Here is a 20,409-nt window from a genome sequence, read left to right as displayed (position 1 = left end):
TAAAGTTCGGCAAGAAGTAAAAGAATTTGTCTGGCGGCTTTAGCGCGGTGGTCCCACCTGACCCCATGCCGAACTCAGAAGTGAAACGCCGTAGCGCCGATGGTAGTGTGGGGTCTCCCCATGTGAGAGTAGGGAACTGCCAGACATCAAATAAGTGAAAAGGCCATCCGAAAGGATGGCCTTTTTGCGTTTATGTGCAGAAAAAACGGTAGGCCGGGTAAGGCAAAGCGTCTACCCGGCAAAGCAAATGACTAATGAATCACCTGCGACAGGAATGCACGCGTACGTTCCGACTTCGGATACGCAAAGAATTCATCCGGTGGGGCCTGTTCAACGATCTCACCGCGGTCCATAAAGATCACCCGGTCTGCCACCGTTCTGGCAAAACCCATCTCATGCGTCACGCACAACATCGTCATCCCGGATTGCGCCAGCCCAATCATAGTATCCAGCACTTCTTTCACCATTTCCGGATCCAGCGCAGATGTCGGTTCGTCAAACAGCATAATTTTGGGTTTCATGCATAGCGAACGGGCGATAGCCACACGCTGCTGTTGTCCGCCTGAGATCTGGCCGGGAAACTTATTGGCGTGCTCTGCAATACGTACGCGTTCGAGGTAATGCATTGCCAACGCCTCCGCTTCCTGTTTCGGCATCTTTCGTACCCAAATCGGCGCAAGCGTACAGTTCTGCAGAACGGTCAGGTGGGGAAATAGATTAAAGTGCTGAAATACCATCCCCACTTCCTGGCGTACGCGTTCGATATTGCGAATATCTTCATTCAGCTCGATACCATCAACCACAATGCGTCCCTGCTGATGCTCTTCAAGATGGTTGATACAGCGAATGGTTGTCGATTTCCCTGAACCGGAAGGGCCGCAAAGAACGATTCGTTCGCCTTGCTTTACCTTGAGATTAATGTCTTTCAGGACATGAAACTGTCCATACCATTTATTCACGTTTTCCAGCGTAATCATCGCGTCGGCGGGTGTCATAGTAATTTGGCTCATAATTTCCTCAGTGCGGTGTACGCCCGGTGTTAAAGCGCTTTTCCAGGTGCTGGCTGTAGCGCGACATGCTAAAACAAAAGATCCAGTAGATCAGAGCAGCAAAGACATATCCCTCGGTGGACATGCCCAGCCAGGCAGGGTCAACGGTTGCCTGCTGCACGCTGCTAAAGAGATCGAATAATCCGATGATGATGACCAGGCTGGTATCTTTGAAGAGGGCGATGATCGTGTTGACCAGGCCCGGGATCACCAGCTTGAGTGCTTGTGGAAGGATGACCAACCCCTGCGTTTTCCAGTATCCGAGAGCCAGTGATTCCGCTGCTTCGTACTGGCCTTTAGGTAACGCCTGCAGGCCACCACGCACAACTTCAGCGACATAGGCAGACTGAAACAGAATCACCCCGACCAGGGCACGAATCAGTTTGTCGATCGTTGTACCTTCTGCCATAAACAGCGGCAGCATGACCGAAGACATAAACAATACGGTGATCAGTGGTACGCCACGCCAGAACTCAATGAAGATCACGGAGAGCACACGCACGACCGGCATTGTTGAACGACGACCCAGAGCGAGTAAAATGCCCCACGGCAGAGCGCCAGCTATCCCCACAGAAGCGATAATCAACGTCAGCGTCAGACCGCCCCACTGGCGTGTTTCAACGCGTTCCAGCCCCAGGAAGCCGCCATACAACAACACCCAAACAATAATGGGATACGCTACAGCCCAGCCGGCAATATAGCGTCCGCGATGAGGTAGCTTTTTCCAGAACATTACGGCGATGGAAAGCAGACCGATAACCAGCGCCAGATTAATCCGCCAGCGCTGTTCATGAGGATACAATCCATACATGAACTGGCCAAAACGCTCGTGAATAAACACCCAGCATGCGCCCGCTTTCGTACAGTCGGCGCGCGTTGAACCCACCCAGTTCGCCTGCAGGAATGCCCAGTTGAGTAGCGGCGGGATCAGTTCCCACATCAACCACAGGCAGACTATTGTCAGCAGGCTGTTGCTCCAGCTGGAGAACAGGTTCTTACGTGCCCAGATAATGAAACGTCCACCGGTTGTGCTGGCTGGACGCGAGGAGTGCGACAGTATCGCTTTCGACATCATAAATCCTTAGCGCTCGACCAGTGCAATACGGCGGTTATAAAGGTTCATCAGCAATGAAATCGCCAGACTGATGATCAGATAGACAGACATGGTGATGGCAATGGTTTCTATAGCTTGTCCGGTCTGGTTAAGCACGGTGCCGGCGAAGAGAGACACCATATCCGGGTAACCAATCGCGGCGGCCAGCGATGAGTTTTTGACAATGTTGAGATATTGACTGGTCAGTGGCGGAATGATTACCCGCAGGGCCTGGGGAATAATGACCTGGCGCAGCGTCACGGTATTAGGTAAACCAAGTGAACGCGCCGCCTCGTGCTGTCCGTAAGGCACCGCTTGGATCCCGGAGCGAATGATTTCTGCAATAAATGCGGAGGTATAAATCGAGAGCGCCAGCGTGAGTGCTGCCAGTTCAGGAATTAACACCATCCCGCCCTGGAAATTGAACCCGCGCAGATGGGGGATATCCCAGTGCAAAGCCGCACCAAAAAGCCAGTGGGCGACTAACGGTAAGCCAACAATTAGCGCAGCGCCAACGGGCCATGTTTTACGAAGCTGCCCTGTTTTAATCTGGTGCTTGCGGTTATAACGGAACAGCCCGACAGAAATGGCGATCGCAATAATAACTGCGACGATGAAGGCGTAAAGCCCTTCGGCGAACTGCGGAGAGGGAATGTATAGCCCACGATTACTCAGGAAAAACAGCTCAAACGCATCGACGGCCTGACGGGGGCCAGGAAGGTTACGCAGGACCGCGAAATACCAGAAAAAGATCTGCAGCAGCGGTGGGATGTTGCGGAAAGTCTCAATATAAAAGGTTGAAAGCTTCCGCAGGAGCCAGTTTTCAGAAAGACGAGCCAGGCCAATAAAGAAACCCAATATCGAGGCGAAGACAATACAAAGCGCCGATACCAGCAGCGTATTCAGTAAACCGACCACAAACACGCGTCCGTACGTGTCACCTTCCTCATAATCAATAAGATGCTGAACAATACCAAACCCTGCACTGCGATCCAGGAACGCAAAACCGGAGGTAATACCGCGGTTATTCAGGTTGGTGATGGTGTTATGGATGAGATACACGGCGATGAGAACAACCGCAACAATAGCAATGATCTGGAATAGCCAGGCGCGGACCGCGGGATGAGAAAAGGATAGCGTTCCTTTTACGGCTGAGCGGCGATGGGACATAAAGAAACCTCAGTAACCATGACTCTGGACTGGGCACCGCCTGAGCAGTGCCCGTTACAGCTTTGACTTAACGTACTGGTGGCGCGTACTGAATGCCGCCGTTATTCCAGAGATTGTTCTGGCCGCGTTTGATCTTCAGCGGGCTTTCCGATCCTACGTTGCGCTCAAAGATCTCAGAATAGTTACCCACCTGCTTGATGATGTGGTAAGCCCACTTGTTATCCAGCTTCAGATCCTTGCCGAAATCACCCTCTTTACCGAGCAGGTGAGCCATATCCGGGTTGGATGGATTAGCGGCTTTCTCATCAACGTTTTTCGAGTTGATGCCCATCTCTTCCGCGTTCAGCATGGCAAACAGGGTCCAGCGAACAATGGAGAACCAGTCTTCATCACCACGACGAACAACAGGTCCGAGAGGTTCTTTGGAGATCACTTCTGGCAGCACAATCCATTCTGCCGGGTTGCTCAGCTTAATACGTAAGGCATACAGCTGTGACTGGTCAGAGGCCAGCGTGTCGCAACGGCCGGATTCCAGTGCTTTGGCTGATTCATCCGAGCGATCAAACGTCACAGGGGTGTATTTCATCTTATTGGCTTTGAAATAATCCGCGACGTTCAGCTCCGTATCCGTACCCGCCTGGATACACACGGTGGCGCCATCCAGTTCTTTGGCACTTTTTAGGCCCGCTTTATTGTGGGTCAGGAATCCGATGCCGTCATAATAGGTCACGCCGGTAAATGACATCCCCATACCTGCATCACGAGAGGAGGTCCAGGTGGTATTACGCGAGAGCATGTCAACTTCACCGGATTGCAGCGCCGTAAAGCGTTCTTTCGCCGTCAGCGGGGTGTATTTTACTTTGCTGTCATCCCCAAAAACGGCAGCTGCGACGCCGCGGCAGACATCCACATCAATACCGGTAAATTTGCCGTTCGCATCGGCATATGAGAAGCCAGGCAGACCATCACTGATACCACATTGAACAAAACCTTTCTTTTTAACGGCATCCAGTGTCGTACCCGCATGGGCCTGGCCCGCTACGGCAAACAACATGCCTGCAGCGGTCAGGCTGGCTATCATCGTCTTTTTCATAATGCATCCTGTGTGGCGAAATTTATCGTTATAGAAGCGCTTTTTAAGCGCTAAACCTGTCTGTGGCTTTGGCCAACGTTTATAAAGCAAACGTAATGCCAGTTTTGCGTTCCACAAAATAAGTGATAACAGAACGCTTAATGCTGAGTGTAGACACGCTTAAATAAAACGAACGCCCCGAAACGGTGCGAAATTACAACCTGTGCCACAAATCGGAGCAAAAGTTTCGATGAGGATGAGATAAATCAAGAGATAGTTTCTGAAGTGAATATTGGCAGGGTATTCAATAAGATTAATGTGTGAAAATCATCACGATAAAATATGAAATAAACTTTTATATACTAAAAAGATGTGATAGCCAGTCGATGGGAATTAATTTCTTGAATAAAAACGGGGCTATTTTTTTACTTATTAGAAAACAATGCACTTTTTAAACGCAAAAGCGCAGCCCGAGCCGCGCTTTCTTAATTGATGTTACTTCGTCAGGGCAACGATACCCAGCGTCAAACCCGCCACGGCAGCCGCTCCGCCGGCGATAGCACCCGCGGTTTCCCAGTTATCCTGGGTGGTGCCTTTCATACAGGTATTGGTATGAACCAGTCGACCCTGGTCATCGTAAACCGGTACACATGGAGAATCGTGCGCGCATCCAGCAAGTAGCGCAGCGAGAAGTGCAACGGAAATGAATCTTTTCATGATGTTACCTCAGTATTATTTCTCATTCGCTACAAAGCCAGGAGGGCTATTAACGAACTGGAGTCTATTTTACCACCGGGGTAACACCTCGTTGCACGGGGAATAATCTCAAAGTATGTCGTTTGTAAAAATCGTGGAGAAAAGTCGGTTTCAGGATGAATTAATGGAGAAATTATGGAGACACAACAGGGCGTTTCTACTTAATGTAAATCACCGCATTTTTAACACTGCAATTCAATAATGTCTAATCTATTGTTTATATTAAAAATAAAAAAGGCACCACAGGGTGCCTTTCATGGGGGCGTTACTCTTTATGGCGGGTAAACCGTCGCCGGACAACCACAAAGAAAACGGGAACAAAGAAAATCGCCAGCAGCGTTGCGGAAAGCATGCCTCCCATAACGCCCGTACCGACAGCATTTTGCGCACCGCTCCCGGCTCCGGTACTGATTACCAGCGGCATGACGCCAAGGATAAAGGCCAGGGAGGTCATCAGGATCGGTCGAAGGCGCATCCTTGATGCTTCCAGGGTGGCTTCAATAATCCCTTTACCTTCTTTATCCATCAGGTCCTTAGCAAATTCGACAATCAGGATGGCGTTTTTCGCCGACAGGCCAATTGTCGTCAGCAGGCCGACCTGGAAATAGACGTCATTGTTCAATCCGCGCAGCGACGCGGCGAGCAGAGCACCGATAACACCCAGCGGCACAACCAGCATCACGGAGAATGGGATGGACCAGCTCTCATACAGGGCCGCCAGACACAGGAACACCACGATCAGTGAAATGGCATACAGTGCGGGCGCCTGGTTACCGGAAAGGCGTTCCTGATAAGACATGCCCGTCCAGTCATAGCCAATTCCTGCAGGCAGTTTTGCGGCCAGGCTTTCCATCAACACCATTGCTTCCCCGGTACTTTTACCCGGTGCGGATTCCCCGAGGATCTCCATTGAAGGCATCCCGTTGAAGCGTTCCAGGCGAGGTGAGCCATAAACCCAGTGAGAGTAGCTAAAGGCGGAGAAGGGAACCATCTCTCCGTTCGCGCTGCGCACGTAGAGGTTATTAATGTCCCCCGGCAGCATGCGGAAACGGGCATCTGCCTGCACATAAACTTTTTTCACGCGCCCGTGGTCGATAAAGTCGTTCACATAGGTGCCACCCAACGCCGTCGAGATAGTCTGGTTGACGTCGGAAAGGCTGACGCCCAATGCCTGCGCCTTTTCCTGATCGACATCCAGCTTGAACTGAGGCGTATCTTCCAGTCCGTTTGGACGCACGCGCACCAGCAGGTCTGGGTGCTCTTTTACCATCCCGAGCAGTTGATTACGTGCCTGCGTCAGCTGGGTATGTCCCAGGTTAGCCTGATCGATAAGTTCAAAGTCGAATCCCGTTGCGGTTCCAAGCTCAATAATCGCAGGCAGGTTGAACGGGAACACCAGGCCGTCTTTAATCTGACTAAACGCTTTTGTCGCGCGACCCACGATAGCTTCAACGCTATTTTTCTCGCCCGGGCGCTCCTCCCAGGGCTTCAGGCTGACAAAGGCAATACCGGAGTTCTGGCCCTGGCCGCTAAAGCTAAAGCCGTTTACGGTGAAGACGGATTCAACGTTCGCCTTCTCTTTGCCCAGATAGTAGTCCTGAACCTGGTCGAGGACCGCCTGAGTACGCGTCTGGGTCGCCCCCGCCGGGAGTTGAACCATTGTCATAAAGACCCCCTGGTCCTCTTCGGGCAGGAAGGAGGTCGGTAAGCGCAGGAACAACACCGCCATGCCACCAACAATAATGACATACACCACCAGATAGCGACCGGTCTTACGCAAAATACCGCTCACGCTGTTGCTATAGTGTTCCACACTCTTATCAAAGAGCGCATTGAACCAGCCAAAGAAGCCCCCTTTTTTCTCATGGTGGTCGCTGGAGACGGGCTTAAGCAACGTTGCGCAGAGTGCGGGGGTCAGGATCAGCGCGACCAGCACGGATAACGCCATCGCGGAAACGATAGTTAACGAGAACTGGCGATAGATGGCCCCAGTCGAGCCACCAAAAAAGGCCATCGGAACAAAGACCGCCGAGAGGACCATGGCGATCCCCACCAGCGCGCCCTGAATCTGCTCCATCGACTTCTGCGTGGCCTCTTTCGGCGGCAGTTTATCTTCCACCATCACGCGCTCAACGTTCTCGACGACCACGATGGCGTCATCAACCAGTAGCCCTATCGCCAGCACCATCCCAAACATCGTCAGGGTATTGATGGAGAAACCGAACGCAGCCAGCACGGCGAAGGTCCCCAGCAGAACAACCGGCACGGCGATCGTTGGGATCAGCGTTGCCCGCAGGTTTTGCAGGAACAGATACATGACCAGGAAGACCAGAATGATCGCCTCAAACAGGGTCTTCACCACTTCATGAATCGAGATTTTCACAAAAGGCGTGGTGTCGTAGGGATAGACGACCTTCAGTCCCTGCGGGAAGAACTGTTGCAGTTGTGCCAGCTTGCTCTTGATGGCTGCCGCCGTATCCAGCGCGTTTGCACCGGTAGCGAGCTTAATCCCCAGACCGGTTGCCGCCTGCCCGTTGATTTTGGTCACCATATTGTAGTTTTCGCCACCCAACTCAATGCGAGCCACATCCTTCAGATGAACCATTGAGCCGTCCTGGTTCACTTTGAGCGTGACGCGACCAAACTCTTCCGGTGATTTCAGGCGAGTTTGCGCGATGATGGAGGCATTCAGCTGCTGTCCAGGGACTGATGGTGTTCCACCCAACTGGCCTGCCGCTATCTGGTCGTTCTGCGTTTTTAACTGATTGATAATATCCAGCGGCGTCAGTTGGTATTTGTTCATCGCGTTACTGTCGAGCCAGATGCGCATCGCATACTGGGCACCAAACAGCTGAACGTCGCCGACACCCGATGTTCGGCTGATGGCATCCTTGACGTTCGAAGCGACGTAGTCGGAGATATCATCCTGAGTAAGGCTTTTATTATCCGAAACAAAACCGGCGACCAAAAGGAAGCTGCTGCTGGACTTCTCAACGCCAATCCCTTGCTGCTGAACTTCTTGCGGCAGCAGCGGCATGGCCAGCTGCAACTTGTTCTGCACCTGCACCTGGGCGATGTCCGGGTCTGTTCCCGACTCGAAGGTCAGGGTGATGGTGACATTACCCGCTGAATCGCTGGTGGAGGACATATACATCAGGTTATCGATACCGTTCATGTTCTGTTCGATAACCTGGGTCACGGTATCCTGTACCGTCTGGGCATCTGCGCCGGGGTAGGTTGCGGAAATCGCAACGGCTGGCGGGGCAATCGTTGGATACTGGGCAACGGGCAGTTTGAGAATAGCCAGCCCGCCTGCAATCATCAAAATGATGGCAAGTACCCAGGCGAAAACCGGCCGCTGTATAAAGAAATTAGCCATGTCGTCGTTCCTTAACTGGCGGGCGCTGTGGTGGTATCTGGGGTGGCGACGACGGTGGCACCTGGCCTGGCTTTTTGTAATCCGCTGACAATCACGCGGTCACCGTTTTTCAGCCCTTCCGTCACCAGCCAGCGATCGCCAATGGCCTGAGGCGCAACGACGGTGCGTGGCTCAACCTGGTTTTTATCGTTAACCACCATGACGGTTGCATCACCTCGCGGCGTACGGGTCAGACCCTGCTGGGGAATCAGAATTGCATTCGGCTGTGTGCCTTCATCAATGCGGGCGCGAACGAACATCCCGGGTAACAGAAGGTGTTGAGGGTTAGGGAAAATGGCGCGCAAGGTAATCGAACCGGTGCTTTCATCCACCGTGACGTCTGAGAACTGCAAAGTACCTTTCAGCGGATAAGGCTGACCATTTTCCATCAGCAGTTCAACGCTGCTGGCCGTGTCGCCTTTTTGCAGGCTTGTCTGTTTCAGGCGCATAAATTCATTGCTGGACTGGGTGACGTCGACGTAAATCGGATCAAGCTGCTGGACTGTTGCCAGTGCAGAGGCCTGCCCGTTCGTGACGAGAGCACCTTCTGTCACGCTGGATTTGCCGATGCGCCCATCGACGGGAGACGTCACTTTGGTATAGGCAAGGTTAATACGTGCACTTTCGACGCCGGCTTTGGCGGCGATAACACTGGCATCGGCCTGTTGGGCTGTTGCCACGGCCTGGTCATACTCCTGCTTGCTGACATACTGGGTGCCTACCAGCGGGAGATAACGTTTTACTGTCAGATGCGCAATATTGGCCGCCGCCTGGGCCTTCGCCAGCTCACCTTTCGCGCTATCGTAAGCCGCCTGATAGGTCGCAGGATCAATCTGGTAAAGCGAATCTCCTGCTTTTACATCGCTACCTTCCGTGAAGTTACGACGCAGGATGATACCGCTAACCTGTGGACGAACCTCCGCCACGCGGAATGCATCCGTTCTGCCCGGGAGTTCAGTGGTGACCGCCAGCGGCGCGCTTTTCACGATATGCACGCTGACCTGAGGTGCCTGGGGATGTTGTTGTTGGTTTTCCTGGCCATCGCATCCAGAGAGCAGTACAGCGCAGACAATGAAACCGGATAAGGGCAAACGTCTGAAATGATTCGTCATTACTGTTCCTTTAAATACCCATTAACCGAGATTTGCCGTAGAACGGTCGTTGGGGCAGAGGGATAAAAAAATAAAATGTAGCTGCGTATAATAATGAGGATATTTAATGTTTTTTAATTTATAAGTGCGAATGACGAGGCGTGAAGGAAAAATCAGAATGGGGCCCGGAGAAGATATGAATATACTCCCCTCCAGGCTAACCAGATAAAGAGGGTTTAATGCCTTAAAATATTCACATCATGAATTAAATATTGATTATGCATTTGTATAAATTATGAGTTAAGGGATTTGACTTTTTTTGTGCAAAATGAAAACGGGTTTTAGGGAATAATTCCAGCCATCCGAACCCGAGGTTACGTATAAACCCAGTGAGTAACGAGTAGCTGCCTATGGCGCGTAAAAAGAAAGAAGAGGCTCAACAGACCCGACAGCAGTTGATTGAGGCGGCTATCGGGCAGTTTGCGACGCGTGGCGTGGCCAGCACGACGCTGACGGATATCGCGGATGCCGCAAAGGTTACGCGCGGTGCCATCTACTGGCACTTTACCAGTAAAGCAGAGATATTTAATGCCATCTGGGAACAGCAATTACCGCTGCGTGACATTATTTGCGACAGGCTTTCTCTTTCCGAAAATGATGACCCGTTGTTAATGCTTCGTGAGCAATTTATTACTGCGCTACAGTATATCGCGCATGAACCCCGGCAATGCGCGCTTTTACAAATTCTGTATCATAAATGTGAGTTTCATAGCGATATGATTTCAGAAGATGAAATCCGTAAACGCATTGGCTTTAATTATGATTCTTTACGTATTACGCTGGAAAAATGTATTTCTCAGAGAATCGTTGCGGCGCAGATGAATGTTGAACTGACCATGATTGTATTGCATGGCTTTTTTAGCGGAATCATTAAAAACTGGTTAATGAATACCGACAGTTTTAATCTCTATCAACAGGCACCCGCGCTGGTCGACAGTATTCTGGCGACACTCCCTGTCTTGCGCGTGTCGCCTCAGGATGACTACAGCTCAGCGCCAGGCAACATTTCACCTCGCGCACAAAGCGCCTCTATGGTCTGCGCGCTGGCTGGTTTGCCTAACAGATAACCCTGAAGGGTGTTACAACCCAGCTCTGTTAAAAAGGTTTGCTGGGCTTCGGTTTCCACACCTTCAGCCACGACTTTCAGGTTAAGTGTTTTTGCGAGAGCCACAATCGCCGAGACAATGGTGGCATCCTCGCTTTCCCCGCTTAACTCTTTTACAAATGCTCTGTCGATCTTCAGTTCACAGGCCGGTAAGCGCTTGAGATACAGTAGGCTTGAATACCCGGTTCCAAAGTCATCAATGGACGCTTTCACGCCTGCATTCGTCAATTCTGTCAGCACCCGTACGCTCTCATCCGGGTTGCTCATTGCCGTCGTTTCCGTAACTTCCAGGATCAGCATTTCCGGCGGTACCTGATGGCGCTCCAGGCAGTCGAGAACCGTTTTAACCAGTGATGGTTGTTCAAACTGCAATGTCGACAGGTTTACAGCCATTGACCAGTCTTGATGTCCCTGAAGATGCCATTCTCTCAGCTGGCGGCAGGCTTCATTGATCACCCAGTTACCAATAGGGATGATAAGCCCCGTCTTTTCCGCCAGTGGCAGGAAAAGATCCGGCGTCAGTAGTCCCTGCTTAGGATGTTGCCAGCGCAACAGTGCCTCAAACCCGAGGAGAGGTCCTGCGGGCGCGTGAAATTTTGGCTGATACAACAGGCGCAGCTCATTGCGTTCGATGGCCATCCACAAATCGTTCATTAACTGAAGATGGGTCTGCGCCAGGGTGTTCATGGAAGGCTGGAAAAAGTGATAACCGTTTCGGCCCATATGCTTGGTGTGGTACATCGCCGCGTCGGCGTTAAACATCAACTCGCGTTCGGTTTTGCCGTCGTGAGGATAAAAAGCGATACCAATGCTGAGGGTCACCATCAGTTCATACGGGTCGAGGTTGAACGGGCTATCGATCGCGCGTACCAGCGAATTTGCCAGCGAGGCCGCATCGTCCGGGCCTTCGCCCTCAGCCAGCAGAACAAACTCATCACCGCCGATACGTGCAAGAGTGAACTGGCCCTTCAGAAGCAGCAGCAGACGCTGCGTAACGGCGACCAGCAGTTTGTCACCGACATCATGACCATAGGCGTCATTGATGGCTTTAAAGCCGTCGAGATCCATAAACATCAGCGCAAAATGGGTTCCTTCACGATCGGCTTTACTGATCGCCTGATCGAGTCGGTCTTCCAGCAGGATGCGGTTGGGCAGGCGCGTTAGCGTATCCTGCAGCGCCAGTTGAGCAAGTTCCCGGTTCGCTTCTGCAAGCGATGAGGCCAGTAGGGCAGTACGTGCCTGAAGACGGGCATCCAGCATCGACACCAGCAGGGTGATCCCAAGAATAGAGAGCGCGACGACGCTGACCAGCATGGCGAGCCAGCTGCTGTTAATACCAACATGGTGCGTCATCGTCGACATTGGAAACTGCGCGGCTCTCATCCCGGCGTAGTGCATACCGGCAATGGCAATGCCCATTGTGATGGCGGCACCCAGACGCATCAGCACGACCTGAGCCGCTTCGTGACGCAGGCGGAAGGTCAGCCACAATGCAGCAAGCGAAGCGGCAAGGGCAATGACGACTGAAATGGCCACCCACAACGTGTCCCAGACGATACCGGGCCTCACTTCCAGCGCGGCCATACCGGTGTAATGCATGGCGATAATACCGCTTCCCATCACCAGCGCGCCGGGTAGCAGACGGCGCAAGCGCAGTTGTTCACAGCTGACGAGCCAGAGTGCAAACAGTGAAGAACCCACGGCAATGACCATGGATAAAATGGTCAGGCTGACGTTGTAACTCATGCTCATGGAGAGGTCCATCGCCAGCATGCCGATAAAGTGCATGGCCCACACGCCAATGCCCATCGCAATACCGCCGCCAGCCAACCAGACGCGGGCGGCGACGCCCTGACTTCCGGCGACGCGTGCCGCCATATTCAGTGCGGTATACGACGCGAGGATGGCCACAACGAAGGAGAGAACTACAAGGATAAGGTTGTATTGGCTAACCAGCATGGTCGGTTCTACTCGTGTCTGACGTTAAGCAGGAGAGGTTGAGAAGGGCGAGACATTATCACCGTAAGGTAACGGCTCAAAGGGTTTTAAATCCCCGTTTTTAGTGGGTAATTCGGGGGCAGTGACGTCAGGGCGTTAATCGAGTTCTGAGCAGTTCACTAATTTGAGCGGGTTCACGGAGTTCATATTGCGGCACTTGTCGGTTTCAGTGCTCATCAGTTCAATCCACTGCATCAAAAGGGCATCGAAGAGGAAAACGGAGATTGCAAAGACAACCAGCCACCAGTATTTACGAATCATTGTGTCATTCCGCGTGAAGAGAACCACTGAAGTGGTGGAAATATACACGAAAAGTTGCGGTTTAAAAGCGGGATACGCGAGGGTTTACAAAGTGTTGACGATAGCATTGGCAGGCAATAAAAAAGGCGCATCCCCATGCCGAGTAGCGCCTTTTTAAACAAGCATTTCGCTAATCGAAATTAGTTCATGCCGTATTTTTTCAGTTTCTTACGCAGAGTACCACGGTTGATACCCATCATCAGCGCAGCGCGGGTCTGGTTACCGCGGGTGTATTGCATCACCATGTCCAACAGTGGCTGTTCAACTTCAGCCAGTACCAGCTCATACAGGTCATTAACATCCTGACCATTCAGTTGAGCAAAATAGTTCTTCAGTGCCTGTTTAACCGAGTCACGCAGGGGCTTTTGAGTTACCTGGTCCTGAGAGTTAACGGTAGAAACGGTCAGTACGTCAGAATTTACGCGTTGTTCGAACATAGTTCTGTCAGCTCTTTATTTCATTACGCAAGATTTTCGAAGTATGCCTCCAACGCCTCCAGCTGTTCGCTGGCATCCTCTATGGCGTTGAATGTGCGCCGAAACTGGTCATCTGGAGCGTGCTCCTGGAGATACCAGGAGACGTGTTTACGCGCAATTCGGTACCCTTTTGCCTGACCGTAATGGTCATGCAGTTCCCGAACATGCGAACAAAGCAAGCGCTTAACCTCTGCCAGAGGCAGTGGGGCAAGCAGCTCCCCAGTGTCCAGATAATGCTGGATTTCCCGGAAGATCCAGGGTCTTCCCTGAGCTGCACGTCCTATCATCAGAGCATCAGCTCCCGTATAGTCGAGCACAGCCCTGGCTTTAAGCGGGTCAGTTATGTCGCCATTCGCGATAATCGGAATGGAAACCTTCTGCTTAACTGCCCGAATGCTGTCGTATTCAGCTTCACCATTGAACAAACAGGCGCGAGTGCGTCCATGAATGGTCAGGGCCTGAATGCCACAGTCTTCGGCCAGTTGGGCAATCTCTACACAGTTACGGTGTTCCGGCGACCAACCCGTGCGAATCTTCAACGTAACAGGAACGTCCACCGCGCTGACAACCGCCGTCAGGATAGACTTCACCTGATCGGGGTATTGCAGAAGGGCTGAACCTGCAAGCTTGCGATTCACTTTCTTGGCCGGGCAACCCATATTGATATCAATAATCTGGGCGCCACTTTCCACGTTAATACGCGCGGCAACTGCCATCTCTTCAGGCACGCTTCCGGCGATTTGCACGGTGCGGATACCTGGCTCATCAATGTGCACCATCCGAAGGCGGGATTTATCGCTTTCCCAGACCTGCGGGTTAGACGACATCATCTCGGATACGGTTAAACCGGCTCCCATCTCATAGCACAGCGTCCTGAACGGCCGGTCGGTAATACCTGCCATTGGGGCTGCGATCAGGCGATTTCTAAGCTGGTGGTGTCCGATGCGCATGAGTTAAGAAATGACCATACTGTGACTGCAAGGCGGCGTATATTACGCATTTTTTGCACGAGATGAAAGGCCAAACTTTGAACAATCCACTGTTGTAGATCAAGGAATCGCCGCTCAATCATTCCGTTAAAAATTATTCATCATTTAAATCATTGGGTTATAATTAAATGATTGTTTTTTGAGCGCTTACAATTTCCCGTAACTTCTCATCATTTCTCATTAAACGCGACAGTTGAGCGGGATAATCTGCTGTTTTTCGCAGCAGATTTCCTCACTTCTTTGCGATCTCTGTCGCATTTTAGAACATGATCTCAGGGCAAAAAATGCAGATTATTCGACCACAAGACGGCCATGCAGAGCCTGTACCGGGCGGTTGTTATCGTGATGCATTGTATGGGTGAATTTCTCCAGCTGCTCAGCAGAAAGCGTGAGAGGGTGCTTAAGCACAATCCAGGTGACGCCTTCTGAACAAGGTGGGGTGGTCAGCGAACCGCTGAAGCGCCAGTAAGTTTTGTTGACCGGGAGCAGCTTGTTCAGGTTGAGATCCTGCTTAATGGAGATGTTCTGTTCGGCCTGCTGGGGCATCACGCTCCACAGTTTATCAAGCTCCGGGTTCGCGGCGCCTTTATCAAACATGACGGCCACTACGGTCAGCTCACCTGCGTTATTTTTATGCACCAGATGCATTTCCATTGCGTATTTTTTGCCATGCACGGTGTTCTCGCTCGGCGCGTGGAAATGGAACTGCTGCAGAGTCCAGGCTTGATTATCCAGGGTTATCGTGTCGCGGGTATCCGCTTTCTCACTGGCCTGAATGGTATGGCCATTGTTCGTCAACGTCATAGGGCCATCACTGTAGTGCGTTTTAAGCGGAGAGAAATGGGCGTTTGCGGTCGATTCAATGTTAATCGGAGACTGATTCATCCCGTTTTGACAGGTCTTGTAGGCCTCGTCCAGTTCACCCCAGTGTTCAGGTGAACCTTCCCCTTCGTAGCTCCAGTGTGAAGCGAAAGCTGAAGTCGAGATCATACTCAGCGCAATCAGCGCTGCCTTGCCAGTAATGTGTTTCATAATATTCTTCCGGTGAATTGTTGTAATTCAAATCATTATGATTTGTGTGGTTATTTTACCGGAGAAATGCGCGGGGAGAGAGGACTATCAGTGGAGGAGAGGCGTGGTCAGATGACCACGCCAAATGCTTATTTTTTACGACCGGTGATCCTGCACCACTCTTCTTTCTTTACCACCGGGTCAAGGGCGAAGAGATCCGCGTAGGCTTCACACACGCTGTCGGCCTGGCTTGCCAGGATACCTGAAAGCCCCAGCAGACCGCCCTCAACGGGCAGTACGCTGATTAACGGTGCCAGTTCACGTAACGGGCCTGCCAGGATGTTGGCGACCACCACGTCGGCTTTCATGGCCGCTGGCTGCGCATCCGGCAAATACAGCTCCAGACGATCGGAGACGCCGTTACGCTCGGCGTTATCGCGGCTGGCCTGAATTGCCTGCGGATCGATGTCGATCCCAATCGCTTTTGCCGCACCGAGTTTCAGCGCCGCGATAGCGAGGATCCCAGAGCCGCAGCCGAAGTCGATCACGGTTTTTCCTGCCAGATCCAGACCGTCCAGCCACTGCAGGCACAGGGAGGTGGTCGGGTGGGTGCCGGTACCAAATGCCAGGCCCGGGTCGAGCATCACGTTGACGGCGTTTTCATCTGGCACTTCGCGCCAGCTTGGGCAGATCCACAGTCGCTTGCCAAATTGCATCGGGTGGAAGTTATCCATCCACTCCCGTTCCCAGTCTTTATCTTCCAGCTGTTCGATTTTGTGCAAGAAACCTGCACCTAACAGTGGATGGTTTTCCAGGATGGCGACGACCTCTTTCATGTCGGTCTCGGCATCGAAAAGTCCAATGACGTCGGTATCACCCCACAGGCGCGTTTCGCCCGGCAGCGGCTCGAAGACCGGCGTGTCATGCGTGTCCTGGAAGGTGATGGAGACCGAGCCGGCCTCCATCAGCGCATCGCTCAGTTCCTCGGCGTTCGCGCCGGTTGTGTTCAGTTTTAATTGGATCCACGGCATGGCAAAACTCTTTATTTATCAGTAGAAATCATAGCGGACTGTGGGACGGGCTGACCGAAACGGTTCACCACCACAAACGCCAGTAAACTTAGCAGTAACGAAGGCACAATAGGATGGAAGCCCAGGTACTGAATCTTAAACGTTGCGAGGAGGGCATACAGCACCCCGCCAACAATCATCGCGCCCAGCGCGCCTGCAGCATTGGCACGTTCCCAGTAGAGACCCAACACCAGCGGCCAGAGGAAAACGGCTTCAAGGCCGCCGAACGCCAGCAGGTTCAGCCAGATGATCATCTCCGGCGGGCGCCATGCGGCTAACAGCAGCAATGCCCCTAACACCAGCGTAATAATGGCTGACATACGCTTCAGGCGACGTTCATTTTCTACCTGCTCAGGACGCAGGTTGAGATAGAGATCTTTAATGATCGTCGCGGAGCTTTGCAGTAGCTGGGCGTTGATAGTGGACATAATAGCGGCCATTGGCGCAGCAAGGAAAATCCCGGCGGCAAATGGCGGCAGCACTTTAACCATCAGTGTCGGGATCACCAGATCCGGCACGGTAAGGTCAGGGATGACTGCACGTCCTAATGCACCCGCCAGATGCATGCCGAACATCAGGATCGCGACGACAATCGTCCCGATAATAATGCCTTTGTGAACGGCTTTGCTGTCTTTATAGGAGATACAGCGCACGGCGGTATGGGGCAGACCAATCACCCCAAAGCAGACTAACACCCAGAACGACGTCATAAATGCCGGAGAAAGAATATCATCCGCGCCTTGCGGCGAGACCAGTTTCGGATCAATAGCTTCCAGGGTTTCCACCGCATGCGTAAGTCCACCCGCAGCATGAACGATGCCCACCAGCAGAACGATCGTGCCAATCAGCATGACCATTCCCTGCAGCGTATCGTTCAGCACGCTGGCGCGGAATCCGCCAAACGCAGTATACAGCGCAATGCTTACCCCGAAGATAATCAACCCTGTCTCGTAGGGGATCCCGGCTGCCGTTTCCAGCAGACGAGCTCCACCGATAAACTGCACCGTCATCGCACCAATAAAGGCGACCAGCAGGCTCAGGCTTGCCAGCCATACCAGCAAGCGACTCTGGTAGCGTGCAAACAGCATATCGTTGAGCGTCACGGCATTATAGCGCCGGGCCAGAATGGCAAACTTTTTACCCAGAATACCCAGAGAAAGCCAGACGGCAGGCAGTTGGATCATGGCCAGCAGTACCCAGCCTAACCCGTACTTATACGCGGCACCGGGACCGCCGATAAATGAACTGGCGCTGATGTAGGTGGCCGTCAGCGTCATGGCCAGCACGACGCCGCCCATCGAACGGCTACCGAGGAAATACTCATTCAGAAAGGCGCCGGTCGCCCTTTTACGCATGGCATAAATGGACAAGCCAAATACGACCAGCAGGTATGCGACAAGCGGCAGAATGACTTCAAGCTGCATCATCGTCCTCCAGCGGAATATCCCGGTAGATAAATTTAACCATTGCCCAGCACAGCAGGATAAATACCAGCGGTACCAGCAGGCACGCCATTTCAAACCAGTGTGGCAGGCCGGTAATACCGATGTCTGAATTAGGTAAGTAAGCGGTTACCAACCATGCGGCAAGATAGAGAAGGGTCAGCCACAGCGCCCAGCGCGCTTCTTTATGGGCCTGAACAAAACGAGCGTCCATCCACTCTCCTGGATAATTCATAGTGAGAGGCGGATTGTACGCATTGCAGGGGGGATACCAAATCATTTTCTGCTGCGCCAGAAACTGGCGCAGCAATAAAGCATTTACTTCACAATGGAGAGATCGACATTCACGTTTGCCGTCCAGTCAGTGTTGTGCCAGTCATTCGCAATCAGGTGGAGAACACCCGTATAGCTGCCCTGAGGCAAAAGCGGGTTATCTTCTGCTTTATAAGCGATTCTTAAATATGCACTTGTTCCAGAGTTGCAGTTTACCGCGGTGTTAACGGAATGAATATTGCAGCCGCCATGGCTGTTCTGGCCACGCAGTTTCACGATGAAGGTTCTGTTACGGCTATCGACAACCTGCGCATACAGTGGCGTTTCACCATCCTCAACCCAGACCAGAGAGGTAGGGCCCGCCTTAGGTGTGTTGGTCACAAAAGCAATATTTACGGTGTTATCTTCAGCCGGAACTTCAATCGTTATCGGGGAAGAGCCGTTCAGGCTACCGGTAAAGGTTTTCGCAACTTTCTTAGGCTGAGGTAAATTCAGCGCATTAATTGCTGCAATCGCCTCTGCGGAAAGGGGAATATTCCACTGCTGGAAATACTGGTTCAGATTAACGCCGGCGATTTTACTGGCATTAAGCGTAAACCAGTCGATTTTTTTCTGGCTGCTATTAACCAGGGTTGGGTCATTCTGGTTAACTTCACGGTAAGCTTTCGACAGTGCCGGGTAAAGCTGTGGCCAGCTCGTCATTATTTCACCAAAGAAAGACGCCCTACGGAACAGATCTTCTTTAGCAAAATTCCAGGTGTGCCCGGATTTCAGCAGAGTGCCGATAGCTTGTTGATCCCAACCGAAACCGTAAAAGCCTTCATTACTATGACAGTTTTTGAAATCGGTATCGCCGAGGGTGGTGTAACATGCAGCGATAGAATAAAGGTTGACGGTAACTTCTCCCTGGTCACTCCAGGACCATCCCATCTGGAACTGATGACCGTATTCGTGCCAGTCGAGCCAGCTCGGCGTCTCAGGGATTGAGCTGTCACCACCCACGCCAATCAGCCCTTGCCCGCTATTTGCCCAGCAGCAGCTCTGATAAGAGACGAAGAGCAAGCCACGGCTAGGCTGGTGCAACCAGCTCGAGCCATCCAGCCCATCGACTTTGTCATAAGTAATGGTTCGCAGCAGCGACTGGCGGAGGGTCTGCTCTATATTTTTAGTTGCTGAGTTTTGCGCAATTGCCTGACTTGCAACGAAGCGTGTCCTGCCATCAAACATAAAGTGGTAGCCTGATGGCGTTGTGGCCTGTGCCTGCTGGCGCCACTCGGCTCTGTCATTCATACCAAAGATAAAGAGGGGGTGATACGTACCGCCGTTAACAATATCAACGGAGACGAATGTATCAATATTCTCCATTTTTTTGGTTTTATCCTGACACCCAACGATAAGCAGCGCGTTCTGAGAGAATGTGTAGGTTGTGTCACCGTTTGCATTCAGAATAAGCTCATTAGCAGGACCGACAATACCTTCGTAGTTAGGATCAACGGCAGCATAGCAGGAAACATTTTGCGGAACATCACCGAGACGGAGGGTAACGTTTTCACCCTTGACGCCCCATGTATGCGTTAAGAAGTAATTATTACGTCCACCGTTGGTGGTTCTGTTCGTGCCATTGCCATGAACTTCGGTAACAGGAATTTGATAGCGACCTTGTTCAGCCTCACCGTAAACTTTTAAAGTACGGTTGAGCCAGAACAGGGGGTTATTGACATTTTGTACATCATAGGTTGATGCATAAGCTGGATTGATTAAATTATTGTAGTCAATACCTAATTCATCGAGTGCTTCAGTAAATCCCGGATTATTTTTCCACTCGTCCCACATCGTTTGGTTAGTAGAGACCGTCTCCGCCGCATAACAAGCGGAAGAAACAGACGCACAGAGTAGTGCTGCGATGGAAAAAGTTTTCTTTATTCCATGTTGAAATATATTCATAGTTAAAATGTCCGTAATTAAACATGAGGTGAAGCTTGTTTAATTACAACATTTCGTAACGGATTATTAAATGTAGAACTAATTAATATTCA

General features: G+C 51.8%; 17 protein-coding genes and 1 rRNA gene. 2 read left to right on the top strand and 16 right to left on the bottom strand.

The window, feature by feature from the left end:
- Positions 1 to 29 precede the first annotated feature (29 nt).
- A 5S ribosomal RNA gene (gene rrf / locus ABFI50_RS06980) occupies positions 30 to 145 on the top strand.
- Between the two features lie 106 nt (positions 146 to 251).
- Here the strand turns inward: rrf and ABFI50_RS06975 are convergent.
- The 7 genes from ABFI50_RS06975 to ABFI50_RS06945 form a co-directional block, all read right to left on the bottom strand.
- Complete coding sequence (locus ABFI50_RS06975; RefSeq protein WP_193971532.1) at positions 252 to 1,010, bottom strand: amino acid ABC transporter ATP-binding protein; 759 nt, start codon at positions 1,008 to 1,010, stop codon at positions 252 to 254.
- 7 nt (positions 1,011 to 1,017) lie between these two features.
- The gene (locus ABFI50_RS06970; protein WP_014885453.1) at positions 1,018 to 2,121 is read right to left on the bottom strand and encodes an amino acid ABC transporter permease; all 1,104 of its coding nucleotides are present in this window, start codon (positions 2,119 to 2,121) and stop codon (positions 1,018 to 1,020) included.
- 9 nt (positions 2,122 to 2,130) lie between these two features.
- Positions 2,131 to 3,312 (bottom strand): amino acid ABC transporter permease, encoded by a 1,182-nt coding sequence (locus ABFI50_RS06965; RefSeq protein ID WP_014885452.1) that lies wholly within the window; start codon positions 3,310 to 3,312, stop codon positions 2,131 to 2,133.
- Between the two features lie 67 nt (positions 3,313 to 3,379).
- The gene (locus ABFI50_RS06960; RefSeq protein ID WP_045268633.1) at positions 3,380 to 4,405 is read right to left on the bottom strand and encodes an amino acid ABC transporter substrate-binding protein; all 1,026 of its coding nucleotides are present in this window, start codon (positions 4,403 to 4,405) and stop codon (positions 3,380 to 3,382) included.
- 474 nt (positions 4,406 to 4,879) lie between these two features.
- Positions 4,880 to 5,101: a lipoprotein gene (locus ABFI50_RS06955; RefSeq protein WP_008502867.1), complete on the bottom strand. Its 222-nt coding sequence runs from the start codon at positions 5,099 to 5,101 to the stop codon at positions 4,880 to 4,882.
- Positions 5,102 to 5,405: 304 nt separating this feature from the next.
- Positions 5,406 to 8,519: an efflux RND transporter permease subunit gene (locus tag ABFI50_RS06950; protein ID WP_045268631.1), complete on the bottom strand. Its 3,114-nt coding sequence runs from the start codon at positions 8,517 to 8,519 to the stop codon at positions 5,406 to 5,408.
- An 11-nt stretch (positions 8,520 to 8,530) separates the two neighbouring features.
- A complete protein-coding gene (locus ABFI50_RS06945; RefSeq protein WP_014885449.1) occupies positions 8,531 to 9,670 on the bottom strand; it encodes an efflux RND transporter periplasmic adaptor subunit in 1,140 nt (379 codons plus the stop codon).
- 389 nt (positions 9,671 to 10,059) lie between these two features.
- On the opposite strand from ABFI50_RS06945, the gene envR reads away from it, so the two are divergent.
- Positions 10,060 to 10,776 carry an acrEF/envCD operon transcriptional regulator gene (gene envR, locus ABFI50_RS06940; protein ID WP_032635392.1) on the top strand — a complete coding sequence of 239 codons (717 nt, stop codon included), beginning with the start codon at positions 10,060 to 10,062 and terminating at the stop codon, positions 10,774 to 10,776.
- Here the strand turns inward: envR and ABFI50_RS06935 are convergent.
- The 9 genes from ABFI50_RS06935 to ABFI50_RS06895 form a co-directional block, all read right to left on the bottom strand.
- Positions 10,692 to 12,773 (bottom strand): bifunctional diguanylate cyclase/phosphodiesterase, encoded by a 2,082-nt coding sequence (locus tag ABFI50_RS06935; RefSeq protein ID WP_045268630.1) that lies wholly within the window; start codon positions 12,771 to 12,773, stop codon positions 10,692 to 10,694. The two genes, envR and ABFI50_RS06935, sit on opposite strands and share 85 nt — an antisense overlap.
- A gap of 135 nt (positions 12,774 to 12,908) precedes the next feature.
- Positions 12,909 to 13,073: a DUF2556 family protein gene (locus ABFI50_RS06930; RefSeq protein WP_014885446.1), complete on the bottom strand. Its 165-nt coding sequence runs from the start codon at positions 13,071 to 13,073 to the stop codon at positions 12,909 to 12,911.
- Positions 13,074 to 13,252: 179 nt separating this feature from the next.
- Positions 13,253 to 13,549 carry a DNA-binding transcriptional regulator Fis gene (gene fis / locus ABFI50_RS06925; protein WP_000462905.1) on the bottom strand — a complete coding sequence of 99 codons (297 nt, stop codon included), beginning with the start codon at positions 13,547 to 13,549 and terminating at the stop codon, positions 13,253 to 13,255.
- A gap of 23 nt (positions 13,550 to 13,572) precedes the next feature.
- A complete protein-coding gene (dusB, locus tag ABFI50_RS06920; RefSeq protein ID WP_200924599.1) occupies positions 13,573 to 14,538 on the bottom strand; it encodes a tRNA dihydrouridine synthase DusB in 966 nt (321 codons plus the stop codon).
- Between the two features lie 330 nt (positions 14,539 to 14,868).
- Positions 14,869 to 15,609, bottom strand: a complete 741-nt coding sequence (locus tag ABFI50_RS06915; RefSeq protein WP_032635399.1) for a carbonic anhydrase family protein — start codon at positions 15,607 to 15,609, stop codon at positions 14,869 to 14,871.
- Between the two features lie 128 nt (positions 15,610 to 15,737).
- Entirely contained in the window at positions 15,738 to 16,619 is an 882-nt protein-coding gene (prmA, locus tag ABFI50_RS06910) for a 50S ribosomal protein L11 methyltransferase (protein ID WP_347485699.1), read from the bottom strand.
- 11 nt (positions 16,620 to 16,630) lie between these two features.
- Positions 16,631 to 18,082: a sodium/pantothenate symporter gene (panF, locus tag ABFI50_RS06905; RefSeq protein ID WP_347486091.1), complete on the bottom strand. Its 1,452-nt coding sequence runs from the start codon at positions 18,080 to 18,082 to the stop codon at positions 16,631 to 16,633.
- Positions 18,072 to 18,314, bottom strand: a complete 243-nt coding sequence (locus ABFI50_RS06900) for a YhdT family protein (protein ID WP_014885441.1) — start codon at positions 18,312 to 18,314, stop codon at positions 18,072 to 18,074. Before ABFI50_RS06900 ends, panF begins: the two co-directional genes overlap by 11 nt.
- A 104-nt stretch (positions 18,315 to 18,418) precedes the next feature.
- Positions 18,419 to 20,317, bottom strand: a complete 1,899-nt coding sequence (locus ABFI50_RS06895; protein WP_228037406.1) for a M60 family metallopeptidase — start codon at positions 20,315 to 20,317, stop codon at positions 18,419 to 18,421.
- Positions 20,318 to 20,409: the final 92 nt, after the last annotated feature.

It is taken from the genome of Enterobacter sp. HNDS-6, assembly GCF_039850505.1.
Taxonomy (GTDB): Bacteria; Pseudomonadota; Gammaproteobacteria; order Enterobacterales; family Enterobacteriaceae; genus Enterobacter; species Enterobacter kobei.
Note: the sequence above shows the minus strand (reverse complement) of the source record. Positions and strands in the feature narration are given on the sequence as shown.

Bases quoted from the DNA above. Each gene is read 5' to 3' on its own strand.
- ABFI50_RS06975 (WP_193971532.1), bottom strand. From the start codon at position 1,010: ATGAGCCAAATTACTATGACACCCGCCGACGCGATGATTACGCTGGAA.
- ABFI50_RS06970 (WP_014885453.1), bottom strand. From the start codon at position 2,121: ATGTCGAAAGCGATACTGTCGCACTCCTCGCGTCCAGCCAGCACAACC.
- ABFI50_RS06965 (WP_014885452.1), bottom strand. From the start codon at position 3,312: ATGTCCCATCGCCGCTCAGCCGTAAAAGGAACGCTATCCTTTTCTCAT.
- ABFI50_RS06960 (WP_045268633.1), bottom strand. From the start codon at position 4,405: ATGAAAAAGACGATGATAGCCAGCCTGACCGCTGCAGGCATGTTGTTT.
- ABFI50_RS06955 (WP_008502867.1), bottom strand. From the start codon at position 5,101: ATGAAAAGATTCATTTCCGTTGCACTTCTCGCTGCGCTACTTGCTGGA.
- ABFI50_RS06950 (WP_045268631.1), bottom strand. From the start codon at position 8,519: ATGGCTAATTTCTTTATACAGCGGCCGGTTTTCGCCTGGGTACTTGCC.
- ABFI50_RS06945 (WP_014885449.1), bottom strand. From the start codon at position 9,670: ATGACGAATCATTTCAGACGTTTGCCCTTATCCGGTTTCATTGTCTGC.
- envR (WP_032635392.1), top strand. From the start codon at position 10,060: ATGGCGCGTAAAAAGAAAGAAGAGGCTCAACAGACCCGACAGCAGTTG.
- ABFI50_RS06935 (WP_045268630.1), bottom strand. From the start codon at position 12,773: ATGCTGGTTAGCCAATACAACCTTATCCTTGTAGTTCTCTCCTTCGTT.
- ABFI50_RS06930 (WP_014885446.1), bottom strand. From the start codon at position 13,073: ATGATTCGTAAATACTGGTGGCTGGTTGTCTTTGCAATCTCCGTTTTC.
- fis (WP_000462905.1), bottom strand. From the start codon at position 13,549: ATGTTCGAACAACGCGTAAATTCTGACGTACTGACCGTTTCTACCGTT.
- dusB (WP_200924599.1), bottom strand. From the start codon at position 14,538: ATGCGCATCGGACACCACCAGCTTAGAAATCGCCTGATCGCAGCCCCA.
- ABFI50_RS06915 (WP_032635399.1), bottom strand. From the start codon at position 15,609: ATGAAACACATTACTGGCAAGGCAGCGCTGATTGCGCTGAGTATGATC.
- prmA (WP_347485699.1), bottom strand. From the start codon at position 16,619: ATGCCGTGGATCCAATTAAAACTGAACACAACCGGCGCGAACGCCGAG.
- panF (WP_347486091.1), bottom strand. From the start codon at position 18,082: ATGCAGCTTGAAGTCATTCTGCCGCTTGTCGCATACCTGCTGGTCGTA.
- ABFI50_RS06900 (WP_014885441.1), bottom strand. From the start codon at position 18,314: ATGGACGCTCGTTTTGTTCAGGCCCATAAAGAAGCGCGCTGGGCGCTG.
- ABFI50_RS06895 (WP_228037406.1), bottom strand. From the start codon at position 20,317: ATGAATATATTTCAACATGGAATAAAGAAAACTTTTTCCATCGCAGCA.